At 42.4% G+C, this 24940-nt stretch carries 24 protein-coding genes; 13 read left to right on the top strand and 11 right to left on the bottom strand.

The features are described from left to right. Positions 1–347 precede the first annotated feature (347 nt). The 5 genes from rpmH (at position 348) to mnmE (ending at position 4445) form a co-directional block, all read left to right on the top strand. Positions 348–482, top strand: a complete 135-nt coding sequence (gene rpmH, locus SE27_RS01995) for a 50S ribosomal protein L34 (protein ID WP_039620401.1) — start codon at positions 348–350, stop codon at positions 480–482. 29 nt (positions 483–511) lie between these two features. Further along, complete coding sequence (gene rnpA / locus SE27_RS01990; protein WP_039620399.1) at positions 512–901, top strand: ribonuclease P protein component; 390 nt, start codon at positions 512–514, stop codon at positions 899–901. Positions 902–910: 9 nt separating this feature from the next. Further along, on the top strand, positions 911–1231 hold the full coding sequence (gene yidD / locus SE27_RS13580) for a membrane protein insertion efficiency factor YidD (RefSeq protein ID WP_081406863.1): 321 nt from the start codon (positions 911–913) through the stop codon (positions 1229–1231). A 5-nt stretch (positions 1232–1236) separates the two neighbouring features. Beyond that, entirely contained in the window at positions 1237–2991 is a 1755-nt protein-coding gene (gene yidC, locus SE27_RS01985; protein WP_039620397.1) for a membrane protein insertase YidC, read from the top strand. A 98-nt stretch (positions 2992–3089) separates the two neighbouring features. After that, a complete protein-coding gene (gene mnmE, locus SE27_RS01980; RefSeq protein WP_039620395.1) occupies positions 3090–4445 on the top strand; it encodes a tRNA uridine-5-carboxymethylaminomethyl(34) synthesis GTPase MnmE in 1356 nt (451 codons plus the stop codon). Positions 4446–4492: 47 nt separating this feature from the next. Here the strand turns inward: mnmE and SE27_RS01975 are convergent, their stop codons facing one another. Beyond that, on the bottom strand, positions 4493–5662 hold the full coding sequence (locus SE27_RS01975; RefSeq protein ID WP_455549955.1) for an MFS transporter: 1170 nt from the start codon (positions 5660–5662) through the stop codon (positions 4493–4495). Positions 5663–6177: 515 nt separating this feature from the next. Here SE27_RS01975 and SE27_RS01970 point away from each other — a divergent pair. After that, entirely contained in the window at positions 6178–6879 is a 702-nt protein-coding gene (locus SE27_RS01970; protein ID WP_039620390.1) for a DsbC family protein, read from the top strand. 83 nt (positions 6880–6962) lie between these two features. Here the strand turns inward: SE27_RS01970 and SE27_RS01965 are convergent, their stop codons facing one another. From SE27_RS01965 to SE27_RS01945, 4 genes are all read right to left on the bottom strand, one after another. Beyond that, complete coding sequence (locus tag SE27_RS01965) at positions 6963–7220, bottom strand: GlsB/YeaQ/YmgE family stress response membrane protein (protein WP_039620388.1); 258 nt, start codon at positions 7218–7220, stop codon at positions 6963–6965. 182 nt (positions 7221–7402) lie between these two features. Further along, positions 7403–7930 carry a hypoxanthine phosphoribosyltransferase gene (hpt, locus tag SE27_RS01960; RefSeq protein WP_039620386.1) on the bottom strand — a complete coding sequence of 176 codons (528 nt, stop codon included), beginning with the start codon at positions 7928–7930 and terminating at the stop codon, positions 7403–7405. Positions 7931–8152: 222 nt separating this feature from the next. Continuing rightward, positions 8153–9469, bottom strand: a complete 1317-nt coding sequence (gene guaD, locus SE27_RS01950; RefSeq protein WP_039620381.1) for a guanine deaminase — start codon at positions 9467–9469, stop codon at positions 8153–8155. Between the two features lie 207 nt (positions 9470–9676). After that, a complete protein-coding gene (locus SE27_RS01945; RefSeq protein WP_039620378.1) occupies positions 9677–10639 on the bottom strand; it encodes a TerC family protein in 963 nt (320 codons plus the stop codon). Positions 10640–11220: 581 nt separating this feature from the next. Here SE27_RS01945 and SE27_RS01940 point away from each other — a divergent pair. Next, entirely contained in the window at positions 11221–11505 is a 285-nt protein-coding gene (locus SE27_RS01940; protein WP_039620376.1) for a GNAT family N-acetyltransferase, read from the top strand. A 36-nt stretch (positions 11506–11541) separates the two neighbouring features. On the opposite strand, the gene SE27_RS01935 is transcribed toward SE27_RS01940, so the two are convergent. Further along, positions 11542–12612 carry a zinc-dependent alcohol dehydrogenase family protein gene (locus SE27_RS01935; protein ID WP_039620374.1) on the bottom strand — a complete coding sequence of 357 codons (1071 nt, stop codon included), beginning with the start codon at positions 12610–12612 and terminating at the stop codon, positions 11542–11544. Between the two features lie 422 nt (positions 12613–13034). Here SE27_RS01935 and SE27_RS01930 point away from each other — a divergent pair, with 422 nt between their 5' ends. Beyond that, on the top strand, positions 13035–13508 hold the full coding sequence (locus tag SE27_RS01930) for a BLUF domain-containing protein (protein WP_052251689.1): 474 nt from the start codon (positions 13035–13037) through the stop codon (positions 13506–13508). 40 nt (positions 13509–13548) lie between these two features. Here the strand turns inward: SE27_RS01930 and mpl are convergent, their stop codons facing one another. Further along, positions 13549–14913 (bottom strand): UDP-N-acetylmuramate:L-alanyl-gamma-D-glutamyl-meso-diaminopimelate ligase, encoded by a 1365-nt coding sequence (gene mpl, locus SE27_RS01925; RefSeq protein WP_039620372.1) that lies wholly within the window; start codon positions 14911–14913, stop codon positions 13549–13551. A 254-nt stretch (positions 14914–15167) separates the two neighbouring features. On the opposite strand from mpl, the gene SE27_RS01920 reads away from it, so the two are divergent. The 4 genes from SE27_RS01920 (at position 15168) to SE27_RS01905 (ending at position 19471) form a co-directional block, all read left to right on the top strand. Beyond that, the gene (locus tag SE27_RS01920) at positions 15168–15506 is read left to right on the top strand and encodes a DMT family protein (RefSeq protein ID WP_039620370.1); all 339 of its coding nucleotides are present in this window, start codon (positions 15168–15170) and stop codon (positions 15504–15506) included. A 179-nt stretch (positions 15507–15685) separates the two neighbouring features. After that, the gene (gene purE / locus SE27_RS01915) at positions 15686–16213 is read left to right on the top strand and encodes a 5-(carboxyamino)imidazole ribonucleotide mutase (RefSeq protein ID WP_039620368.1); all 528 of its coding nucleotides are present in this window, start codon (positions 15686–15688) and stop codon (positions 16211–16213) included. A gap of 15 nt (positions 16214–16228) precedes the next feature. After that, positions 16229–17350 (top strand): 5-(carboxyamino)imidazole ribonucleotide synthase, encoded by a 1122-nt coding sequence (locus tag SE27_RS01910; protein ID WP_039620366.1) that lies wholly within the window; start codon positions 16229–16231, stop codon positions 17348–17350. 819 nt (positions 17351–18169) lie between these two features. Further along, positions 18170–19471, top strand: a complete 1302-nt coding sequence (locus SE27_RS01905) for a lytic murein transglycosylase (RefSeq protein WP_039620364.1) — start codon at positions 18170–18172, stop codon at positions 19469–19471. 128 nt (positions 19472–19599) lie between these two features. Here the strand turns inward: SE27_RS01905 and SE27_RS01900 are convergent, their stop codons facing one another. Further along, entirely contained in the window at positions 19600–20727 is a 1128-nt protein-coding gene (locus SE27_RS01900) for an anhydro-N-acetylmuramic acid kinase (protein ID WP_039620363.1), read from the bottom strand. Positions 20728–20807: 80 nt separating this feature from the next. Between SE27_RS01900 and tyrS the strand changes: the two genes are divergently transcribed. Further along, the gene (tyrS, locus tag SE27_RS01895; protein WP_039620361.1) at positions 20808–22022 is read left to right on the top strand and encodes a tyrosine--tRNA ligase; all 1215 of its coding nucleotides are present in this window, start codon (positions 20808–20810) and stop codon (positions 22020–22022) included. Positions 22023–22592: 570 nt separating this feature from the next. Here tyrS and SE27_RS01890 read toward each other — a convergent pair. The 3 genes from SE27_RS01890 to SE27_RS01880 all read right to left on the bottom strand — a co-directional run bounded on the left by SE27_RS01890 (position 22593) and on the right by SE27_RS01880 (position 24561). Next, positions 22593–23141, bottom strand: coding sequence for a GlcG/HbpS family heme-binding protein (locus tag SE27_RS01890; RefSeq protein WP_039620359.1), 549 nt, complete (start codon positions 23139–23141; stop codon positions 22593–22595). Positions 23142–23359: 218 nt separating this feature from the next. Then, a complete protein-coding gene (locus tag SE27_RS01885) occupies positions 23360–23986 on the bottom strand; it encodes an SOUL family heme-binding protein (RefSeq protein ID WP_039620357.1) in 627 nt (208 codons plus the stop codon). A gap of 338 nt (positions 23987–24324) precedes the next feature. Then, positions 24325–24561 (bottom strand): hypothetical protein, encoded by a 237-nt coding sequence (locus SE27_RS01880; RefSeq protein WP_039620355.1) that lies wholly within the window; start codon positions 24559–24561, stop codon positions 24325–24327. Positions 24562–24940: the final 379 nt, after the last annotated feature.

Here is a 24940-nt window from a genome sequence, read left to right as displayed (position 1 = left end):
TAATAAATTTAAATTTATAAATTTGAATTTAATAATAAGAGCCAAGATATTTGGGGATAAGTGAGATTATTTTTAAATTTAAATTCAAAAGCACCCAGATTGAAATTAATAAGACTGAAGCTGTGGATAATCTTGTGAATATTGTTGTTAATAACTTATATACTGAATAAAATCATTAGTTTACACTGTGAATACAGCCTACATTGCTTTTTTTTGATCAAAAACACTTTATTTTTTAAGATTTAAAAATTCTTATTTTAAAAGAAAGTCCGTTTTTGATTGACAGCTCACAGAATGAACTCTAAAATCGCGGACCTTCATAGAAAGATCATTTTTGGAGTTTCGATATGAAACGTACATTTCAACCATCAGAATTAAAACGTAAACGTGTTCATGGTTTCCGTGCGCGTATGGCAACTAAAGCTGGTCGTCACGTACTAGCTCGCCGTCGTGCAAAAGGTCGTCATAGCTTAACTGTTTAATTAGTTAAGTTATTACGATTTTGGGTGTTATGACACTTTATGGCTTCAGCACAGACGTACGTATACGCTGTGCTGCCGATTATAAATGTGTGTTTGATGGTGCGCTTTTTAAAGTGCATCAACCCCATTTCTTATTTCTTGCAAAATTTTCCGAACTACCTAACAGTCGTTTGGGCATTGTCGTTGCAAAGAAAAAAGTGCGCCGTGCACATGAAAGAAATAGAGTAAAACGTCTGGCTCGTGAAAGTTTTCGTCTGCATCAGCAGCAATTAGACCGATTAGATATTGTGGTCATGCCTAAAGTAGGTATTGAAGCCATTCCTAATGCAGAGTTGCAGCAGCAATTACAATTTGCGTGGCAGAAAATGCAGCGCCTTGCCAAAAAGCATAACAAGATAGCTCCCTCCCCACAAAAGTAGAGATGGCCAATGGTACGTTTACTGCATTGGTTGATTCGATTTTATCAGATTGCGATTAGTCCTCTATTGGGACCCCGCTGTCGTTATATTCCAACATGTTCTCAATATTCTTTAGAAGCAGTCCATTGCCATGGTGCTGTGCGTGGTGCGTGGTTAGCTACTCGGCGTATTTGTCGTTGCCATCCTTGGGGGGGTTCAGGTTATGACCCTGTTCCTGCAAAAGCAATTCGTTTTATTTCATTTCAGCAAATAGATTCTCAAACGTTTCACGTTGCTGTACCCTTTCGTGATCGTTTACTGAACCGAAATCACTCTAACTACTTGGGATAATAGATATGCAACAATGGGCTAGGTTTGCAATTCTAGGGGCCATGTTTGTCGTCGCATATTTGCTTATTTTGGCTTGGCAAAAAGATTATGGGCATGTCGAGACAAAACCGCAGCAACAAGCTGCTGTCGTGTCACATGATGTGTCTGCAGATTTGCCGAATGGTCAAACAGCTACAACAGCCTCTGACGTGCCGCAAGCAAATACCGCGACTCAGCAAACAACCACAGATGCTACGGCACCTGTCAGTCAACAGCTTATTTCAGTACAAACTGACCTTTATCATCTGTGGATTAATCCTAAAGGTGGTGACATTGTTCGTATTGAGTTATTGAATCACGATAAGAATAAAGACAGTGATCAACCGTTTGTGATGCTTGAAAGCGATGCAAAACGAACTTACGTTGCTCAATCTGGCTTGATTGGTTTAAACGGCCCAGACAGCAATCGTAATGGCCGTCCAGTGTATGAAATTGAAAAATCGTCATATACCTTAGCGGATGCCAAAGCCGAGAAAAGCAAAGACGGTAAAGCAGTTAAAGTTTTATCTGTACCGATGGTCTATAAAACGGCCGATGGCGTAGAAATCATTAAAACCTTTACCTTTAAGCAAGGTGAATATCCGATTACGGTCAATCATAAAGTGATTAACCGCAGTGGCCAGAATTGGCAAGGTCAAATGTTTGGTCAGATCAAGCGTGATAATTCAGATGATCCGGGTAAATCAGATCAAGGGATTTTCACACTCGGCACATTCCTTGGCGGCGCTTGGGGTACACCGGATGAACATTACAACAAACTTAAGTTTGCTAACTTCAATGAAGAAAAATTGAATGTAGAGGCTAAAGGTGGTTGGGTGGGTATCGTTCAACACTATTTCGTGAGTGCGTGGATTCCAGGTGATCTTAAATTAAGTCAAGCCGGTGGTCAGCCATATACGGCCAAACTTGAATCTCGTCAATCTACCGACAACATGAATATTATTGGCTTTACTTCTCCAATAATTGATGTGCCTGCTGGCACCGCAGCTGAAGTTGATGCCACGTTCTATTCAGGGCCTAAAATTCAGTCTGAACTAAAAGATTTGGCTGTGGGTTTAAACCAAACTGTAGATTATGGTTGGTTGTGGCCGATTGCGAAGTTATTGTTTGTGGGTCTACAATTCTTCCATAACATTGTTGGGAACTGGGGTTGGTCGATTATTTTATTGACCATGCTGGTTAAACTGATTTTGTGGCCGTTATCGTCTAAGAGCTATCGCTCTATGGCGAAAATGCGTGTGATTGCACCTGAAATGCAGCGCATGAAAGAAGAGTTTGGTGAAGACCGCATGCGTTTCTCTCAAGAAATGATGGCACTGTACAAACGTGAACAAGTTAATCCATTGTCGGGTTGCTTGCCATTGTTGTTACAAATGCCGATTTTCTTGGCGTTGTACTGGGTATTGATGGAGTCTGTTGAGCTTCGTCACGCACCGTGGTTAGGTTGGATTCAAGATTTATCTGCAATGGATCCGTGGTTTATTCTGCCGTTGTTGATGGGCGCGACCATGTTTATTCAGCAGTCGTTAAATCCACAACCGGCTGATCCGATGCAGGCCAAAGTCTTCAAAGTCATGCCGATTATCTTTACTGTGTTTATGTTGTTCTTCCCTGCGGGCTTGGTGTTGTACTGGATTGTCAATAACAGTATTACCATCTTGCAACAGAGCTTGATCAACAAAAGTGTGGCGAAAGATCGTGCCAAACGTGATGTGGTCTAATTCCCACTAAACGCGAATAGCTGAATAAATCCGCTTAAGATGGTAATCTTAGGCGGATTTTTCTTTGGCTACAATTTAGGATTTTTAAGGTGAATTTTATGCAAAACACAACCACGATTGCTGCCATTGCAACGCCACCTGGGCGCGGCGGTGTGGGGGTGATTCGTTTATCTGGGCCAAAATCCTATGCTATCGCCGCAGCTTTAACACAAAAAGAGTTACCCAAAAATCGTTTTGCTGGCTTTCGCCAATTTTATGATGCATTCGGTGAGGTGATGGATGAAGGTTTAGCCATTTGCTTTGCCAATCCGCATTCTTTTACCGGAGAAGATGTGGTGGAATTGCAAGGTCATGGCGGCCCTGTGATTCAAAATGCTTTATTGGCACGGGTACTCGAGTTGGGTGCCACGGCAGCCAAAGCCGGTGAATTCTCGATGCGGGCCTTTGAAAATGGCAAACTGGATTTGGTACAAGCAGAAGCCATTGCCGACTTAATTGATGCCACATCCCAAGCAGCGGCACGCTCGGCGGTACGTTCACTGCAAGGCGCATTTTCTACTCGCGTAAATAGCGTATTGGAAAAACTGATTCATTTGCGTTTACATGTCGAGGCGGCCATTGATTTCCCCGAAGAAGAAATTGACTTTTTGGCTGATGGTAAAATTTTAGCCTTACTGCAAGAGGTGCAAGGCTCGGTGACGGCGGTACAAAAATCTGCGCGTCAAGGTCAGTTATTACGTGAAGGTTTACAGGTGGTGATTGCCGGTAAACCCAATGCCGGTAAATCGTCGTTGTTAAATACTTTGGCTGGAAATGATCGCGCTATTGTGACCGATATTGCCGGAACCACACGTGACGTATTGCATGAAAAAATCATTTTAAATGGCTTACCCATTACCTTAACCGACACTGCAGGGCTACGTGAAACCGGCGATGTGGTGGAAAAAGAAGGCATTCGCCGTGCCATTCAAGCCATTGAACAAGCCGATTTATTGCTATTAGTGTACGACCTGAGTCAAGGGGATAATCCTTTACAATTGGCTGAAAATTATTTTGCTGAACATTTAGAACCCAGCCGGTTAATGCTGATTGCCAATAAGTGTGATTTAACCGCCGCAAAAGCTGAAATTGGTGATTATCAAGGTTTTCGTCATGTTACTGTGTCTGCCAAGCAAGAAACGGGCGTTCAGACGCTCATAGATGCGATTACAGCGCATGCAGGCTTTCAACCCGAAGAAGATACCTTTATTGCACGTACCCGCCATTTAGACGCAATGCAGCGCACACAACTGTATCTTGCAGAAGCGCATGAGCAGTTGGTGGTGTTTCAGGCTGGAGAATTGGTGGCAGAGTCATTGCGCCTAGCGCAGAATGCTTTGGCTGAGATTACCGGTGAATTTAGTGCCGACGATTTATTGGGTAAGATTTTTGGCTCTTTCTGTATTGGAAAGTAAGCTCCACTAATTCAAAATAAAGCCTTCTGATGAGGGCTTTTTTTTCATCAAATTGTTTTCTTGTGCCAGTAAAGTACACCCAAACACAGCAGGCCAACGGCTATACAAAATGCCAAGACAGCCAGATTTAAACCAAAATGATCGGCCAGATAACCAACCGCCACAATCGGTACAATCGTGCCTAAATACCCAATAAACAGATACGTTGACATTACCGCTGCGCGATTTGTAGTGTGGGTCATTTGATGAATTAAACCAAAAGCGCCCAGTAAGCTCAGCCCATGGCCCATTCCCAACAGAATATCGCTGATAAAGAACAATAGGCTCCACTGCATCGTCATACATAGACCCAGTAACATAAAGCTGAGCAGCAAAGTCATTAATCCCCAGCGTAAACTCTGATGCGCTGCTAGATTTTTAGCTGAAAACTGCACCAGTGCAGAAACCAGTAAAATACTGGCGATGGCTGATCCGCTGACCAAAGGCCCATGCCACGGGATCAGATCTTTCACAAAAGATGGTGATAGTGAAGCAAATAAACTAAAGGCCGCAAAAGCACTAAATGCAGTTAATCCGACAATAAAAAACAAGGATCTATAGTGTGCTGCGGGAATTTCTAAACGTGCCACAATAGAAAAAGGTTGTCGTTGAAAGACCGGCACCTGAACGAAAAATAAGCCAAAAAAACATAAAATAGCCGCAGCAATAATCGGTAGATATGGCGTGATTAAAGGCTGTGTCGAAAATTGCGCAATAAGGCCACCAATAAACGGTCCTAAGCCAAATCCAATCACGGTAATAATAGAGCTTAATTGTGGTGCATTGTCCTGATGCTGCTTGGGAATGGTGCTGATCAGACCTAACATGGCAGAGGTACTGATTAGGCCGGAGGCAATACCAATAATAAAACGTCCCAAAGCCAGCCATAATGCAGTGGGCGCAATTGCGGATAGGGTTAAACCGACAATCACAAACAGTAAACCAATTTGCAGGGTGCGTAAAAATCCGAAACTGTTACTGATCCGTCCTAAAAACAATAAGGTTGCTAAACAGCCAAACATATAGGCCACAAAAATATAAGTAATCTGGCTCGGCAGCAGTTGCCACAGTTGTTGATACAGCGGATATAACGGGCTTGCCAGTGCAGTGCCAGCCGTTCCAATACACAGGGCGAGACTGACCATGAAAAAGGAGCGCCAAGGGTGTTGAGTGGTCATATGGCATCACAGAAGCATCCGCCAAAAGAAATACGGGCGAATTTTTCAATCAAAAGAGAAGCCTAATAGATTAGAGCGGATCAACAGCCAGCGTCAATTTATAACATGTAAGTAGCTTCGTAAGCTTATTGCTATATTTAAAATAAAATATAAAAATATCAATAGATTGAAGTTTTTTTTATGTGTTTGATTAGATTTAACCTCATCTCTGATCTGACTTTTACAGCAAATATTACACTGCTAAATGCACATGTTCGCAAATGGGTGGCTTGTGGTAGCGTAGGCAATATAGACGCTTTACTGCGTTATCCCTTGTCAGTAAAGTCTATTGGATTTTAATTCTGTAGCAGAATAGTATTGTCTACTCACTAAATTATCTTAAAATACAGCCACGTTCCACGTGGAACCTACAGCTCAGGATCAATTGATTTTAAGCTGCTACTAAAATTAACTCAATTTCTTCGGCAATTTTGCGTAAAATCGCGCTCAATAATGTGTGACGATGAGCCAAAAAAATGATTAAAAAAGTAGTGCTGTTGAGTATGCTGAGCTTTATCTGTGGTTTAAGTTTTGCAGATGTAGGGAGTGTCCAAAGCAAACTTCAGCAACAGCATCCAAAATTAAAGATTGAAGATATTCAAACCACGGCAATGACCGGTATTTATAGCGGTACAATGGATGGCAAAGTGGTGTATTTGGCCGAAGATGCGCAACACATCTTAGTGGGTAGCATGTTTCGCTTACAAGATCAGAAAAATTTAACTCAAGATTTATTGTTAAAACAAAACAGTATTGATTGGAAAAAACTGCCGTTACAAGATGCGGTTAAAACTGTGCGTGGCACGGGCAAGCGTCAATTGGCGGTCTTCTCCGATCCGAATTGTCCGTATTGCAAACAATTGGAAACTGAACTCAGCCAACTCAATGATGTGACCATTTATACCTTCATTTATCCGATTAAAACCCAGTCGATGGCCGTGGCTAAACAAGTATTCTGTGAAAAAGACCCAGCTTTGGCATGGTCCAATTTACTCAGTAAAGGGATTCAGCCGACGGGCAATAAAGCCTGTGCCAATCCGATTGAGCGTAATTTGGCTTTGGGTCAGTCTTTGAGTTTAAGGGGTACACCTGCCATTATTTTCTCTAATGGCTTTAAAGTAATGGGTTCTTATCCGGCCAAAGATATTCAAAAAATATGGCAAGAATTAGGTTTATAAGACCGGTTTTATTCAAATATTAAAAGCATAAAAAAGCACCTTGAAAGGTGCTTTTTTATGCTTAGAATTAGGCTTTAATCTTGTTAAACTCGGGATTTTTTTGCGATCAAGTTATACAGGAATAAAATGATGATGGCGCCAATCACCGACGCAATAAAGCCCGCTGCGGAGTTTTCGCCATACAGTCCCAATAGACGTCCAGCATACGTGGCCAACAAAGAACCCCCAATACCCAGCAAGGTAGTGACGATAAAGCCTGATTTATCATTTCCGGGATGAATGGCACGTGCAATTAAACCTGCAATAAAACCCACCACAATGGCAACAATCAGTGTCCACATTCGTCTTCTCCTTTTAGCATTTATTTATTGATATGCGTTCATAAAGCTTTCATTTTTATCATTGATCATTTAGAAGTGACGAAATAGAGGAGTCCTGCTAAAAACTGTTGTTTTTCTGTGTATAATTCACTGTAATGTATAAAAAAAGTGGCTTTACGCCACTTTCATGTTGAAAGAATTTTTTAAAGATCGATTTCACCAATAAAGGGAATATGACGATATTTTTGATCATAGTCCAAGCCATAACCGACAATAAACTTATCTTCTACTTCAAAGCCTAAAAACTGCACTTCAAGCTCGATTTCACGGCGTGATGGCTTGCTGATTAAGGTACACAGTTCAATTGAATTTGGGTTACGCGTGGTTAAAATTTGCAGCACTTTGCTTAATGTATTGCCGGAATCAATAATATCTTCCACGATCAATACATCTTTACCGCGAATTTCGCCGTCTAAGTCTTTTAAGATTTTTACATCACGTGATGAAATGGTGCCACTGCCGTAACTGGATACGGTCATAAAATCCAGTTCATGTGGTTTGGTAATGGCACGGCATAAATCGGCCATGAAAATTACAGAACCGCGCAGTAAACCAATCAACACCAGTTCTTTGTCACTATTGGCATAGTGAGCATCAATTTTTGCACCAAGCTCTTGGACTTTGGCATGAATTTCTTCAGCTGAGATCATTACGCTCATATGAACGGTCATGGGTAGATACCTAAAAGCAAATCAAAAAATAAAAAAGGTGTTGACCAGCAACACCTCAAAAGATACGTTAATTTTAATACATCTATGCTTTAGATGCATCTTTTTTGCAGTTCACACAGGAATTAAGTCTGTAACGGCGCGCTATCACGCTGAAGTAACAGACTATATAGCAGCAGACTGGCAATCAGTAATACGGTCTTTTGCTGAGACTTTTTCTGTGGTTTAGGCTTTGACATACACCGGTTCTCCATAAATATAGGTGCTATGAATATTACGATCATCCCCCATGGTCATTAAGGCAAATAAGGCCTGTTCAATGCCGCTAACCTGTTGTTGGCGTAAAGCTTGCAGCGCGGTGGCTTTTAAGTCCAGTACAATAAAGTCCGCTTCTTTACCCAGATTAAAGTTCCCCAATTTATCGTCTAGATCGAGGGCTTTGGCACCGCCCAAAGTGGCATGATAGAGCGATTCAAAGGCGGAGAGTTTATCGCCTTGTAGCTGTTGTACTTTGTAAGCTTCATTGAGGGTTTGCAGTTGGCTAAACGATGTACCGGCACCAATGTCTGTGCCTAAGCCAACTTTGACTTGTTTTTGCCAAGTTTTTTTCAGTGGAAATAAACCACTGCCTAAGAATAGATTGGAGGTCGGACAAAAGGCAATCGCGGAATTGGTTGCATGTAGACAATCCCATTCTGCCTCTTCTAAATGGACACAGTGGGCAAAGATGGAGCGCTGTCCAGTTAAACCATAATGATGATAAACGTCTAAATAGTTGTCATGTGCTGGAAATAATTCTTTGACCCAAGCAATCTCATTCTTGTTTTCACTTAAATGGGTATGTACGTAAACTTCAGGATATTCTGCTTTTAACTGCCCTGCCTTACTCAGTTGTTCAGCTGTAGAGGTGGGTGCAAAACGTGGGGTGATGGCATATAAGTTACGCCCTTTGCCATGCCACTTTTCAATTAACGCTTTAGAGTCGTTATAGGCGCTTTCTGGTGTATCGCATAGCGCATCCGGTGCATGACGATCCATCATAACTTTACCGGCAATTAAACGCATATTGTGTTGCTGCGCCGCTTCAAACAAGGCATCGACCGATGTGGCATGTACGGTACAAAAAACCAATGCAGTGGTGGTGCCATTTTTTAACAGTTCTTGAACGAAGAATTCTGCAATTTTATCGGCATAGGCTTGGTCTTTAAATTTTAATTCAGCGGGAAAAGTATAGGTATTCAGCCATTCCAGTAATTGTTCGCCATACGCCCCGACAATTTCAGTTTGCGGAAAATGAATATGGGTATCGATAAAGCCCGGTACAATTAATTGTTCTGGATAATGCGTGACCGCCAGCTCTGGATGGATTAAATGCTGACCCTCTTGCCATGGACCAAACCAAGTAATTTTACCGGCGGTGGTGATGAGCAAACCATCTTCAAGATACCGCACAGCCTGCGCAATCTCGGCTGCTTGGCAAACGGTGTGTTGAATATCCAGAAAGCGACCCCGAACGGCGCGTTGAGCAGCAATAGCAGACATATAATAACCTTTAAGCTGTAATTTTTTCGCTTAATTGTACCTGAAATTTTATCTGCCCACTGTACCCTTGGGTCGACTATTGTTGCGCGTGGTAGGCTGCAGTGAAAGCTTTGCTCAGTAGAGATTATACAATTTAAAGTTTTTTCTGCGTGGAATGCGTATGCAAAAACCTTGCATTTATACCATGCAAGGCTTGATAAAATGTTTTTAGTGTTCTAGTGGCGCCTGCTTTTGGTTATAGCGAATCGACAGCCCTGCGGTAATGGCTAAAGTGATGATAATAAAGCCCAATGACAGCCAGATTGGCATATGAAATACATCCAGCATCAACATTTTAAAACCGATAAAGATTAAGATAATGCCAAGGCCATAGGGTAAATAATGCATTTTTGTGGCCGCCCCTGCCAGTAAGAAAAACATGGCACGTAAGCCCAAAATAGCCATTAAATTGGCAGTCAACACAATGAACGGATCACTGGTGACGGCAAAAATTGCTGGAATAGAATCGACGGCAAAAATCACATCCGAGACTTCCACCAAGACCAAGACCAAGAAGAGTGGCGTTGCCCAAAGTAGACCATTTTGGCGCACGAAAAATTTATGCCCATCAAGTTGCGGTGTAATGCGTATATGTTTGCGTAGCCATTTGAGTAAAGCCATCTCTTCAATATTGGGCTGTTGTTCTTGTCCTTGAAGGAATTTAAAGCCGGTATACAGCAAAAATGCGCCGAAAATATACAGTACCCACGAAAACTCTTGTACAAACCATGCGCCAATAAAAATAAACAAGGTGCGCAGAACAATGGCACCGAGTACGCCATAGAGTAAGATTTTTCGTTGTAAATTCGGGGGAATGGCGAAAGCGGCGAAAATCATCAGCCAGACAAAGACGTTATCAATCGCCAGCGATTTTTCTAATAAATAACCGGCAAAGTATTCCATAACTTTGCTATTGGCTAGCGTTATACCCGCAGTCTGTTGTAGATAAAGCCATAAGCCCGCGCCAAATAAGGTGGCGACCGAAACCCACGCGATACTCCAGTAGGCGGCGGTTTTGAGTTTCACCTCTTGATCTTGTTTTTGTCTAAAGCCTAAAAAGTCAATCAGCAGCATTACGGCGACTAAACCGAAGAAGGCTAAATATAGCCAGACATTACCAATATTGTGCATGTGGAATCTCCACATCTGACAATCGGGCATAAAAAAACCTTGACCCGTTGCCAGATGAAATAAAACATCTGTAACAACATGATCAAGGTCTTGCCTACATCTATATTCTTTTAGCAAAGAAGTTTAGATGCTCAGATACCGACTTTTTGCAAAGTGTAATGACGATAGTCTGACACGTCGATTAAAATCACTTCTAAGGACGCTTGAAGGAGGCTACTCCCCTTGTTCAACTCAATTTCGTTTTGGATTAAATCCAAATATGCTGGAAGAATCGCATATTTATGATGGCGGTGCAAATTTTATTCTGTATCTAGGTTTTTGACAGCATCACGATAAATCCGGCTTTAATCTCGCATACTTATGTTCAGCATATGGACGCAAAGTGCGCTGAAATCAGCTTTAAGTTTTATCCATTATCTATTTATGGTGCTGTTACGCTCTAAAAATTGATGCCACATCAGCATCAGACTTTACTGTGTTTAGCCTGCCTGTGGATAACATTTGATTTATCAACAGCGGGTTGAAAAAATCTGATTTTAACGTATTCTGATTTTAACCCAATCGAAAATTGAGGCACCGCAATGCAATTTGAATATACAGATAATGGTCAAAAAGGCGAATTTTTTAGCTTAAATGATGCCGGTCAGCGTATTGCAGAAATTAGTTATGCTTGGCGGGATGACAAAACCATCGTGGCTGATCATACGTGGGTAGATGATTCTTTACGGGGTCAAGGGGTGGCGCGTAAATTACTTGATCGATTGGTTGAATTTGCGCGTGAAAAACAACTAAAAATTATTCCGACGTGCTCCTATGTGGATGTCATGTTTAAACGTGAGCAAAGTTTTGCCGATGTCGCGGCCTAAAAAAAGCCTCTTTTTAGAGGCTTTTTTTTGCAGGTTTTATAGGGTAATAATCACTTTCATGGCATTTTCATCCGCTGCATGTTTAAACACATCATAGGCTTTTTCAAATTCAGCAAATTTGAAATGATGGCTGGCCAGTTTTTCTAAGGGTAATTTTCCTGAACAGCAGGTTTTTAACAGCATACCGGTGGTATTGGCATTGACTAGACCGGTGGTAATGGTCAGATTTTTAATCCAGAGTTTATCCAGTTCAAAATTCACCGATTTTCCATGTACCCCGACATTGGCAATATGCCCACCCTCTTTAACAATATGCTGGCAGATATTCCATGTGGCCTCCACACCTACGGCTTCAATGGCACAATCGACGCCGCGCCCTTCGGTAATGTCCAACACCTGTTGGATGGCATCTTCATGACTTGAATTAACGGTATGCGTGGCTCCCAATTCTTTGGCCAGTTTTAAACGATGATCATCCATGTCGATGGCAATAATGGTGGCCGGTGAATAAAATTGCGCAGTCAATAAGCAGCCCATACCAATCGGGCCAGTGCCAACGATGGCAATACTGTCTCCGGGTTTGACATCGCCATATTGCACGCCAATTTCATGTGCTGTGGGTAACACATCGGATAAAAATACCGCTACCTCCTCATTTAGTCCTGCTGGCAGTAGATACAGGGAGGTATCGGCAAAGGGTGTCCGCACATATTCAGCATGGGTGCCATCAATCATATAGCCCATAATCCAGCCCCCTTCATTACGGCAGTGTGCATAGAGTTGTTTTTGACAGTTTTCACAGGTGCCGCAGCGGCTAACACAGGAAATAATCACCCGATCACCGCGCTTAAAATTTTTGACCGCCGCACCAACTTCTTCCACAATACCAATACCTTCGTGGCCTAAAATTCGACCGTTAAATTCTCCTGTTTTTTGGATAGCCTTGTGTTGGATTTCTGGGTTTTTTCCTTTCCATATGCCCAAGTCGGTGCCGCAAATGGTGGTTTTGCTCATACGAATGACGGCATCACTGGGATCAATAAGCTGTGGTTGAGGACGTTCTTCAAAACGAATATCATTTTCGCCGTAGTAAACCATTGCTTTCATGGCATGCTTCCTTGTTATGATTATGATTATGGTTGGAGTCTAATTTTTGTCGCGTAATTTTTGAGATCAATCGATGCAATTGAGTGGTTAAGCTAGCACCTTTCGCATGTGTACTCCGTAGGCAAAATGCAGTAATCAGGCGCTTTTAGCCAAAGTTTTGTATGCAGATATTTCAGCTTGAGAGCCGATATAAATCACTTTGAAGAGTATAAAAAATAAGCAAAATTCTTGATCATCTTATTCAGTAGACTTTTGTCGTTAAAATTAAAAATGAAATGCCATGGCGTACTTTTTTTGCTGGTATTTGATGCTCTGCACATTAAGTCGTAGCCAAGCGCTATTGGCTATGCTTTCGTGTTACAACCCTAGACAACAATAAAATAGCGGCGGCTTGATGTTTCGTGCGCATAAGAGGGATGAATATGTTGATTCAATTGTGTTATGCCAGTCGCCGTGTCGAGCGTGAGCATGATTTGGTGCGTGACTTAAGTGATATTTTAGAAAAATCCTCTACTTTTAATCATATCCACGATATTCACGGCGTATTGTATTATGCCGAAGGAATTTATTTTCAATGTTTAGAAGGTGAGCAAACGGCAGTTGAAGCGCTATTTCAAACCATTACACAGGATCTGCGGCATCATCAGATTCATCGTTTTGCAGATCGTTGGATTGAACACTTTCAGTTTAAAAAATGGTCGATGAAATATGTTCAGCCACACAGTAAAATCAGCAAATTTTTTAATCAATTGGGCATCATGCAATTTTTACCGCAACAGTTAACTCCATCGCAGCTGGGTGAGTTTTTAGAGGTGTTATTGAAAATACAAAAAACCCAGCACAAAGCCAGAGCGAGAGTGGCTTTAACTGATGAAGCTGAGCAAAATAAGCGGTAAAAAAAGCCCACTTGGGTGGGCTTTTAGCATACGACAAAAATTAGGCTTTTAAAGCACGGAGTAACTTTTGGTGTAACCCCCCAAAACCGCCATTCGACATAATTACCACTGCATCGCCCTCACCGGCTTGGCCGCTGACGGTTTGGATAATTTCATCTAAGCTACGCGCAATCATGGCTTTATTTGCTGAGGCGTCAATCACGGGCTGTAAATCCCAGTCCATACCTTCAGGTTGATACCAAATGACTTGATCGGCCAAACGCGCGGAATCTGCCAAACCATCTTTATGGCTGCCCATGCGCATGGTGTTGGAACGCGGTTCAATAATCGCCCACAATTTACGTTCACCTAAACGCTTACGCGCACCGTCCAGTGTGGTTTCAATGGCGGTTGGATGATGGGCAAAGTCGTCATAGACTTCCACGCCTTTAATGGTGCCGAGTAATTCCATGCGGCGTTTGACGCCGCCAAAATTGGACAATGCTGCACAAGCTGTTTCAATGGCAACCCCGACATGTTCAGCCGCAGCAATGGTCGCGAGAGCATTGGCCACGCTGTGTTGTCCGGTCATGTTCCAGTGCACTTCGCCTTTCACCACGCCATCTTGTAACACTTTAAAATGTGAGCCGTCGGCCAGTAATTGTTCAGCAGACAGTGCAGCATGGTCATGGGCATCTAAAGACGTCCGCAGCACGGGTGTCCAACAACCCATCTGTAAAACTTCATCAATATTGGTTTCACTAATCGGGGCAATAATCCGACCTTCACTGGGAATGGTCCGTACCAAATGATGGAATTGTTTTTGAATGGCAGCCAAATCATCAAAGATATCGGCATGGTCAAATTCAAGATTATTTAAAATGGCTGTTTTAGGATGGTAATGCACAAATTTCGAGCGCTTATCAAAAAAGGCTGAATCGTATTCATCGGCTTCGACACAAAAGTATTGACCGCCGCCTAAACGCGCACTTTGGCTAAAGCCCAGTGGCACCCCACCAATCAAGAAACCCGGATTGAGACCGGCTTGATCCAACACCCAAGCCAGCATCGTGGTGGTGGTGGTTTTACCATGCGTACCGGCCACGCCCAAAACATGCTGACCTTGCAGCACATGATCGGCTAAAAATTGTGGCCCTGAAATATACGGCAAACCCGCATTGAGCATATATTCAATTGCATCAATACCACGTTTCATGGCATTGCCGACAATCACCAAATCTGGATGCGGTTGTAAATGACTACGCTCATAGCCTTGCATTAAGGTAATACCGGCATTTTCCAGTTGCGTGGACATTGGTGGATAGACATTGGCGTCTGATCCTGTGACCTTGTGTCCCAAATCTCGTGCCAATAATGCGAGCGAACCCATAAAGGTGCCACAAATACCTAAAATATGCAGATGCATGCGTTGTAACTCCACGGCTTTATTGACACATCACGTTGTTATGGGTGCTGTTGTCATGATTTATTCAATATGCAGGCCACGATATCAAGGGTTTTACCGAAAAGATAGTGTTTCTTGTAGATTGATGAGCGCGCTGTGGCGGCGCTGACCTGCGGCTTAAACTCAGCGTTTTTTAGAAAAAATCACCAGTCGATGCGCCACTTTATAGCGAGAAACCCCTAAGATATTCATGCTTATTTCCAGATTTATTAATCATGTTCTTTCCTTTGCTGCTGTTAGTGATTGCCAACTGTTTTATGACTTTGGCTTGGTACGGCCATCTGAAGTTTTTACACGGCGCGCCGCTGTGGCAAGCGATTTTGTTTGGTTGGATGATTGCGCTGCTCGAATATAGTTTTATGATTCCTGCCACGCGCTTGTTGGCGCAACAAGGTTGGGGTGTGGGACAGATGAAAATTACCCAAGAAGTACTGACGCTCTTGGTCTTTGTGCCATTTATGATTTTTCTGTTTAAACAGCCTTTTAAACTGGACTATTTTTGGGCCGGTGTGTGTTTACTGGGTTGTATTTATTTTGTCTTTCGCAGTCAATAAGTCGCTGACAGCCCTATTTTCAATGCTTTCGATTAAAAAAATACAAATATTCACCCGTATGGGCGCTTAAATTTTGGTGAGACGAAAAATCAGTCTATAATATCGCGCTTGTGATTCATTTAAAGCTTGGCATTCGTCAAGCTTTATCCTTCCTTACATTTGTTTATGGAATATTTGCAATGAATGCGGCCGCTGCACAAGACGCTCAACCTTTGGTGGGCATTATCATGGGTTCTCAATCTGATTGGGCAACTTTAGAACACACTGCCACGATGCTGAAACAGCTGGATGTCCCTTTTGAAGCAGAAGTGGTTTCTGCCCATCGGACACCAGATCGCTTATTTGAATATGCAGAAACAGCGCGTGACCGCGGTCTTCAGGTGATAATTGCCGGTGCCGGTGGTGCAGCGCATTTACCCGGTATGTGTGCGGCCAAAACTGATTTACCGGTTTTGGGTGTACCGGTGAAATCCTCTATTTTAAATGGCGTCGATTCATTGCTGTCTATTGTACAAATGCCTGCCGGAATTGCGGTGGCAACTTTAGCCATTGGCCCTGCCGGTGCCACCAATGCGGCCATTCTGGCGGCGCAAATTTTAGGCTTAACCCATCCTGAGATTGCTAAAAAAGTTGCTGAATTTCGTGCTGCGCAAACTGAAAAAGTAGCAAGTAATAATATTCCCGGCCACATGCCAAGCCCAGCTTAAAACGAGACACACGTTATGGATAAAACCATCGGTATTTTTGGCGGCGGTCAACTGGGCCGCATGATGGCGCAGGCTGCGCTACCGCTGAATATTCAATGTACCTTTTTTGAAGCCACGACCGATTGTCCTGCAGCAGCATTGGGTCAAGTCATTGCCAGCCCAACCGAAAATGCATTGCAGCAATTTATTGCCAGTGCAGATGTATTTAGTCTTGAGTTTGAAAATACCCCATTGGCAGATGTCGATGTGCTCACCCAGCACAAAGAGCTGTATCCACCGCGTCAAGCGTTGGCCACGGCACAAAATCGCTTGCTGGAAAAAGCTTTATTTGACCAGTTGGCTATTCCCGTTGCGCCGTATAAAGCTGTGCATTCACTGGACAGTTTAAAGCAAGCCGTGGTTGATTTAGGCTTACCGATTGTGTTGAAAACCACCACCGGTGGTTATGATGGTAAAGGTCAATTTGTGTTGCGCTCAGAAGATCAAATTGCACAAGCTTGGGCAGAACTCGGGCCAGCCGGTGCCTTGATTGCTGAGAGTTTTGTGAACTTCTCGCGTGAAGTGTCCATTATTGCAGTACGCGGTCAAAATGGTGAAGTGAAAACATGGCCATTGGCAGAGAATCACCACCACCACGGTATTTTGTCACATTCCATTGTGCCGGCACCGGATAGTGCAGACTTACAACCTGTGGCGCAGGATTACATCACGCGCTTGCTTAATCATCTGGATTACGTGGGTGTGTTGACGCTGGAATTGTTTGTCACGGCTGACGGCTTATATGCCAATGAAATGGCTCCGCGTGTGCATAACTCAGGACATTGGTCGATTGAAGGTGCGGTCTGTTCGCAATTTGAAAATCATATTCGTGCAGTAGCAGGTCTACCGCTTGGTTCAACCGATGTGGTTCGTCCGACGGTGATGATCAACATCATTGGCCAGTATCCAAAGTCGGCAGAGGTCTTAGCACTCAATGGCGCGCATTTACACCTGTACAATAAGACAGAGCGTGCTGGGCGTAAAATTGGTCATATCACTTTAATGCCGAATGACCGTGCTGAATTGACGAGTTTATGTCGTCAACTGGCGAAAATTTTGCCGCAACCTTTGGCACTGACTCAAGATATGCACATCTAGTACGGTAATTGCTGGTAAAAAAAGCGTTCAGATCATGGAGCGCTTTTTTTATGCCCATCATTGCGGCATGATGGCGCCAGTTTTTAAGCTGTGCGCTTGCTGATTGAAACCGCATAAAATAAGTATCGCCGAGCCAACGATTAACTGCTTCAAGCATAGGAAAATTTTAAATTTAAATCCTCTATATGTATGCCTCAAGAATGAATTCAAATGCTTGGTTTTGAATTTAAATATGAATTCAAAGTCTACCTTGTGGTGGTCAGTGCATCGGTTTAAATTTAAATCTTGTTCGTAGTGAAATTCTGCTGATTAGGCAATACCGCTTAAATTTTCATTTTAAAATACTGTTTTATCAAGGCTGAATTTTTACGCTTAGGTGGCTGTGCTTTTTAAACCAGAATAATATGGTTTTGACCTAATTTGATATTTATCAAATATTTAAAGTGCTTTTTATTTAATTGAGTAAGTTTTTTATGGTTTTTTTATTAAAATAAATCAATTTTTTCGGCTGGTTTTTAAAGCGTTTTTATTTAAATGAGCTTTAGTGTGTCGCTTTGATCATGCCTCATATCAGTAGGTTTTTAATAAAAAATTTCTTGTCGATCTTTTAAATTTAAACATCAGAAATTTAAATTCATAACCATGTATTTTTTAAATTTAAAGTGTTAAAAAGTCAAAGTGTGGATAACTTTTAAATTTAAAACTGAAATATGAATTTAAAATGAACGTAAATGAATTTAAATTTACGATTTGATTCAGAAATCATGAATTGATAATGCTATGGTAAAAATATAATTTAAAGATCATCTGGGGATTCCCATGTACCGCTTTGCTTTCGTTTTAGGTTCCGTTTTTCTTGCAGTAACTCAAGCGCATGCTGAGCTGATTATTAATGGTCAAGCTGCCAATACTACCAGCACGACTTCTGCATCGCTGCCAATTAATACCACAACGTTTTCTCCACAAAATAATTTTCAACAATGTATTGCCAATCTGCGTTCTCAAGCCATCAACTCTGGGGTCAGTGCCGCAAGTTATGATCGTTATACGCAAAATTTAATTCCCGATTATTCAGTGATTGACAAGCTGAACTATCAACCTGAATTTTCGACCCCAATTTGGGATTATTTATCTGGTTTGGTGGATGAGGAGCGCGTACAAGCAGGCCGTCAAAAACTGGCTCAGCACCGTGAAGTGTTAAATCGCGTAGCAGCCACTTATGGTGTGCCGGCTGAAACCGTCGTGGCGGTGTGGGGCGTAGAAAGTAACTTTGGGGATATTTCTGGCAGTTATCCTTTATTGCAGGCATTAGGAACATTGAGCTGCGAAGGCCGTCGTCAGAGTTATTTCCGCGGTGAGTTTTTTACCACCATGCGTATTTTGCAACGCGGCGATTTAACCGAGCAACAAATGAAAGGCTCTTGGGCGGGTGCATTTGGGCATACGCAATTTATGCCGTCGACCTATGAAGAGCTAGCAGTGGATTTTGATGGCGATGGCCGTCGTGATTTGGTGTCTAGTACTGCGGACGCATTGGCTTCAACTGCTAATTTCCTGAAAAAACGCGGCTGGCAGAGCGGTATGCCGTGGGGCTTTGAAGTGCGTGTTCCAGAGAATATGTCAATCAGCGGCGAAGGACGACGCAATAAAAAATCGTTAAGCAGTTGGGTCGACCGTGGTTTACTTCGTGTGGATGGCAGCGCCCTGATCCAAGGCAATTTATCCGGCAATAGTGCGGCTGGTCTGATGGCGCCCGCGGGAGCCAATGGACCAGTATTTTTAGTGTTTAAAAATTTCGATGCTATTTATAGTTATAACGCTGCGGAAAGTTATGCTCTGGCGATTGCGCATTTATCTGATCGTTTACAAGGCAAAGGCCCGATTGTGACGGCTTGGCCGACCGATGATGCTGGAACGTCACGCGTTGAGCGTCGTGAGATTCAACAATTCTTGCTCAATCGTGGCTATGACATTGGCGCAGTCGATGGTTTAATTGGCGATAAAACCCGTCAGGCCATTCGCCAAGAGCAAAATCGTTTGGGTTTAAGTCCCACCGGTCGTGCTGGACAGCAAATTCTGCGCGCTTTTAGAAATGAAAATGCCAAAGAAATGCTGCAATAATATTCTATCGTCGCTCATGATATGGTATTTGTGATGAGCGCAAGAGATTCAAAATCAAAAGGTCTGCTTTAAGCAGACCTTTTTTATAGAGTTTTTTTATAGAGTTTTATTTTAAAATGATGCTTATTTTATACCGCAGTCATGCTACCCAAAATACGGTAGCCCGCTGCCCCTGTGACTGCAGGTAAATTGGCACTTTGCTGATGAACAAAACGCATTGCTAGCCATGCAAATGCAGTGGCTTCCACCCATGTTGGTGCCAAACCGAGTACCGATGTGGTTTGCACCGACCAATGATGTTTGCGTAAACGCCAGCGTAATTGTTCCAATAAATGCGAGTTATAGGCACCACCTCCACAGACATACACCTCACCTGTGGGCATGCCAGAGCGATAAATGGCTTTTTTAATGGCACGTGTGGTCAGTTTTAACAATGTAGCTTGTACATTTTCTGGTGTGTCTTCAAGCTCCATATATTCCACATCATTGCGCCAATCGGCCAACTGCTCATCTAACCAATCTAAATTAAAGTCTTCACGGCCAGTACTTTTGGGTGGTTCTTTAGAAAAATATTCATGGCTTTGTAAGCGTTCCAGCAAGCTGCGAATTGGCTGGCCATAGGCGGCCCAATTGCCATTTTCGTCATACGGTTGACCGGTGTAACGGTGACACCATGCATCCATTAAAATATTGGCCGGTCCCGTATCAAAGCCGTAAACAGCTTCTGGTTGTCCTGCAGGTAATAAGCTGACATTGGCAATGCCACCTAAATTTAAAATCACCCGATGAATACTGTCATGCTGAAATAACGCTTGATGAAAAGCCGGCACCAGCGGTGCACCCTGCCCGCCTGCGGCCATATCGCGGCGACGAAAATCGGCCACTACCGGAATTTGGGTAATTTCGGTAATCATGTTGGCATCACCAATCTGTAGAGTAAAACCATGTTCAGGGCGATGGCGAATGGTCTGTCCGTGCGAGCCAATGGCTTTAATCTGCTTGCGAGGTAAATTATGTTCTTCAATCAGCTGATTAATGCCCTGCCCAATCATTTTCGCCAACGCAACATCGGCTTTGCCCATACGATCAATTTCATTATCGCCAGGTAAAGTCAGTGCCATTAACTCATCGCGTAAGTCCAAATCAAACGGTAATGTTAGGGTGGCATGCAGCTGCAACGGGTCAAATGATGCAGCCACAATGTCCACACCATCCATGCTGGTGCCGGTCATTACCCCAATATAGATCGCTGTCATGGTGATAGTTAAGCCTGTATTATGCTGAAAAAGTGTTAGTATATCGCACAAATTGTATAACTGATGTATTGGGTTTTGTGATGTCAAATTTCCTGCCAGCCGAAGAACAACTTGCTCTCATTCAACGAGGCACTCATGAGATTATTTCTCAAGAGGATCTACTCAAGAAACTTAAAGAAAATCGTCCTTTAAAAATTAAAGCGGGTTTTGATCCTACAGCGCCTGACTTGCATTTAGGTCATACGGTGTTAATTAATAAGCTAAAAGTGTTTCAAGATTTAGGTCATGAAGTCACTTTTTTGATTGGCGATTACACTGCCATGATTGGTGATCCAACCGGTAAAAGCGCCACCCGTCCACCGTTGTCGCGTGAACAAGTGCTGGAAAATGCCAAAACTTATCAAGAACAAGTGTTTAAAATTCTAGATCCAAATAAAACCAAAGTGCGCTTTAACTCGGAATGGTTTGCAGAAAAAACCGCCGCTGATCTGATTCAATTGGCCTCTCAGCAAACTGTGGCGCGTATGTTGGAACGTGATGACTTTACCAAGCGCTATAGCAATCATCAACCGATTGCCATTCATGAGTTTTTATATCCGTTGGTACAAGGTTATGACTCAATTGCATTAGAAGCAGATGTGGAATTGGGCGGTACTGATCAAACCTTTAACTTGTTGATGGGTCGGACTTTGCAAGGGCGTTATGATCAAGCTGCACAGGTCTGCATTACCGTGCCTATTCTGGAAGGTTTAGATGGCGTTAATAAAATGTCTAAATCTTTAGGCAACTATATTGGGGTATTTGATGCACCGGGTGCGATGTATCAAAAAGTGCTGTCGATGCCAGATACCTTAATTGAACGCTATTTTGATCTACTTAGCTTTAAGTCACTCGATGAAATTGCGCTGTTGCTGAAAGAAGTACAAGACGGACGTAATCCGCAAGACGTGAAAAAAATTCTCGCTTTAGAATTGGTGGAGCGTTTTCATGGTGCAGAAGCGGCAGCCAATGCGCATAAAGGTGCCGGTAATATTATTACCGAAGGTGAATTGCCAGAAGGCACACCAGAAGTTACTATTTCACGTAGCGAGTTTGGTGGTGAGATGTTTATTGCCTCTATCGTGCGTGCTGCGGGTCTAACCAAAAATGCGGCACAAGCCAAAGATGCTGTGGCACGTGGTGCGGTTAAAGTCGATTGGCAGGTGGTGGATGCCGCCTTTAGTGTGAATGAGAACAAAACGTGTATCATTCAAGCCGGTAAAAAAGCCATTGCCAAGGTCATTTTTATTGACTAATTTGCAGCTAAGGCATTGAAATAAAAGCAGGCTTTGGTCTGCTTTTATTGTTTTTGCTATATGAGTAATTAAGATAAGTAAATCTAAAAAAATCTTAGAAAACAATAATTAAATTTTTCCAAAGCTCTTGTATTGTTTTTTGCTTATGTATAAGATTTGTTCAGTCTAATATATCTAACCCTGTTGGCTAGAATGATCAATTTTTCTATTGCATAGGCAATAACACAGACTTTTAAAAAATTTCACAGATAACTATAACAATGACCCCATGGATCGGATAATGATCTAACTCCAAGAAAGAGGTTTTGGGAGAGATCTCTTTCTTTTTTTTATCTTTAAATTGAGCAATGATCAAAAATCTATCATTTATCTATCTGAATCCTGCTTTTCTATGCTAGAAAAACTGACCCTTAATTAAAAATTTATTCTGTCAGTTGGCTTAAGTGAGCTAGCAAAATACCTGAGGCAAGATACTGTTTTTATACAGATTAAAATAAACTGACTGCAGTCTATTTGCGCCCTAATCATTAATAAAATATGCGCATAATCACCTCACCTGTATCTTGCATCCTACAGTTTAATCTTTTCTAAGATTTTTAAGCCGGCTTTGGCAATCCGCACATCTTCACTGCCATGTGCTCCGCCTACGCCAATCCCACCCACGACAACACCCTTCATATAAATAGGAACACCGCCGTCCATCATCAACATATTTTCATCCAAATAGCGGATATCGGGCGGAATAGTACCGTCTTGAATACCTTGAGCAATTACGGCTGTTTCTCTTTTTTGTGAGTTTGCGGTGTAGGCTTTTTTATAACTGGCACGGATGGTATGCACCCCTGCTTGATCATTTCTTAATACTGCTAAGGTTTGACCAGAGCGATCTACCACCGTAATACACACCGCCAGTTGATGCTGTTTTGCTTCAGTAAAGGCGGCAGCAACGATATGTTGTGCCATGTCACCCGTTAATAATGGAATCATGCTATTGCGCTCAGAGAGGGTTTTTGTCGGATCTAGGGCGGTTCGGCCTCGATTTTCTTGTGCGCTATTCGCAGCAGTAATCGAGGATATTGATAAGATAATCAGTACAGTGGGAATAAATCGTTTTTTCATATTTAACTGCAGATCAACATGACGTGAAAATTCTACTCTTTTGAGTGGTTCGGTATATTTAAAAACAGTGTGGCGAACTCGATTGCCTTTGATTGTAATAAAAGGTTGGCGGTATAGCTATTCTGGTTTTGCTATATAGGCTAAACCAAAGATTGCTGCAACCTAATGCCCTGCATCTATTCGTCATAACATAGCGTGATTGTAAATAGTCAGCGCCGTTATGAATCAATCGGAATCATCACTTCATTGCGTCTTAAAAACCACGGAGTAAAAGGTGGGTTGTAGCGTGCCCATATGGTATTTGCTGTCGCGGTGAGACCCATTTTACCCATCCATGCTGTAAGTTCTCGTTCGTGGCGCAAATCACTCTTTTCACTCCACATGCCAGAATATCGAAGCAGCGCCATGCGCTGTGCCGGCACTTGACGCAAAGTAATACTGGTATCCTGTGGTTGTGGCAGCGTGGTTAAGCTATAGCTCTTTGGCATCATAAAGCTAATTAACCATTTCTCAGCAAACCGTTGTTGTCCTACTGGCGCGGTCATCGGTATTTTATCGCCTGTGACTTGTTGAGAGACCGGCGCGGTCATAGCAACTTTACTGCGCGAGACATTACTGCCAGAGATATAGCGAAACAGTTTCATAAACGCCTTGTTGCTGACATTTTCCATATTGCCTTCAACCAAAGTTTCAGCAACCACATGCGGCGCATATTCACGAATCTCAAAGGCTTTATCCTTGCTTATCAGCACGTAACTTGCTTCTTCAACGGCCATGGCTTTTTGTATCCCCATTATGATCACTAATGCGACAACAGTAATGCCCACTACTTTTTTAATCTTCATACGCACCTCGAATGCAGTCTGTGCCTAATCCATCTGATGTCTTAGGATAGAAAATCCGATATTTTTTTGCTTAAATGAATGTACTCATTCCAAGCTAGCACTGTGAAAATAATCTTTCAATGAGCATTTTGATGTTAAATGAAGCAGTCGAAATTCCGGATAGAGGCATAGCTTATGTAGCTTTTAACGCGCTGCGCTATAAGATGTATATCAAGTTAAGCCAAGATAGAAAACAAACCTTAATAAGATTCAAAAAAATTAGGCGTCATCAGGTGAATTGTTGATTTGAATCTATTCTGTATTACCAGCTATAACAGCAAAATCAGATCAAGAATGCATTAAAAAAACGGCCCGAGTTTGGCCAGCCATGATTGCTTAGACTGTATAGCGCACCATAGTGTTTCTGCCCCCAGCACAGCAATGATAAAGCCGATCCCCATACGCAAAAATGCATCAACAACACCAAAAAATATAACGTAGATCCCAAGCCCAGTCAGAAAAAGACCGAATAGCCCAGAGCGCGCGCGATAAATGCCACCGCTGAAGTACTGGTTGGTACGCTTAAAATCTGCCATTTCTTTTTCCTGACTCAAGAATAGGAATCTTTATGTTATGAGTTTATGAGTTTATGGGTTTATTGTGGAAAATATTCTTGGCGCTATAGATGCACGGATATAAAGTAACGCGATGGATTCTATCTAGGTATCTTATATACGTAATAGACTATAGAGAGTTTGTTATTTTAAGATGAGTTTCAGAATTATCGTCTATTGATAAGATACGTAGATTGAAAATATATATATGAAGGTGGACAGCAAAACTCTAGAAAATGCCAAAAAACAAAGTTTTTCATTAAAAATGGTCGAAAAATGACTAAAAAACCCAATTTTTTACCAATTTAGCCGAAAAAACCAACACCTGATTGAAATAACCTGAATCAGGGGTTGCGCTGAT

Origin of the sequence: Acinetobacter harbinensis (assembly GCF_000816495.1) — a bacterium.
GTDB lineage: Bacteria > Pseudomonadota > Gammaproteobacteria > Pseudomonadales > Moraxellaceae > Acinetobacter > Acinetobacter harbinensis.
This window is presented reverse-complemented; position numbering and strand designations above follow the sequence as displayed.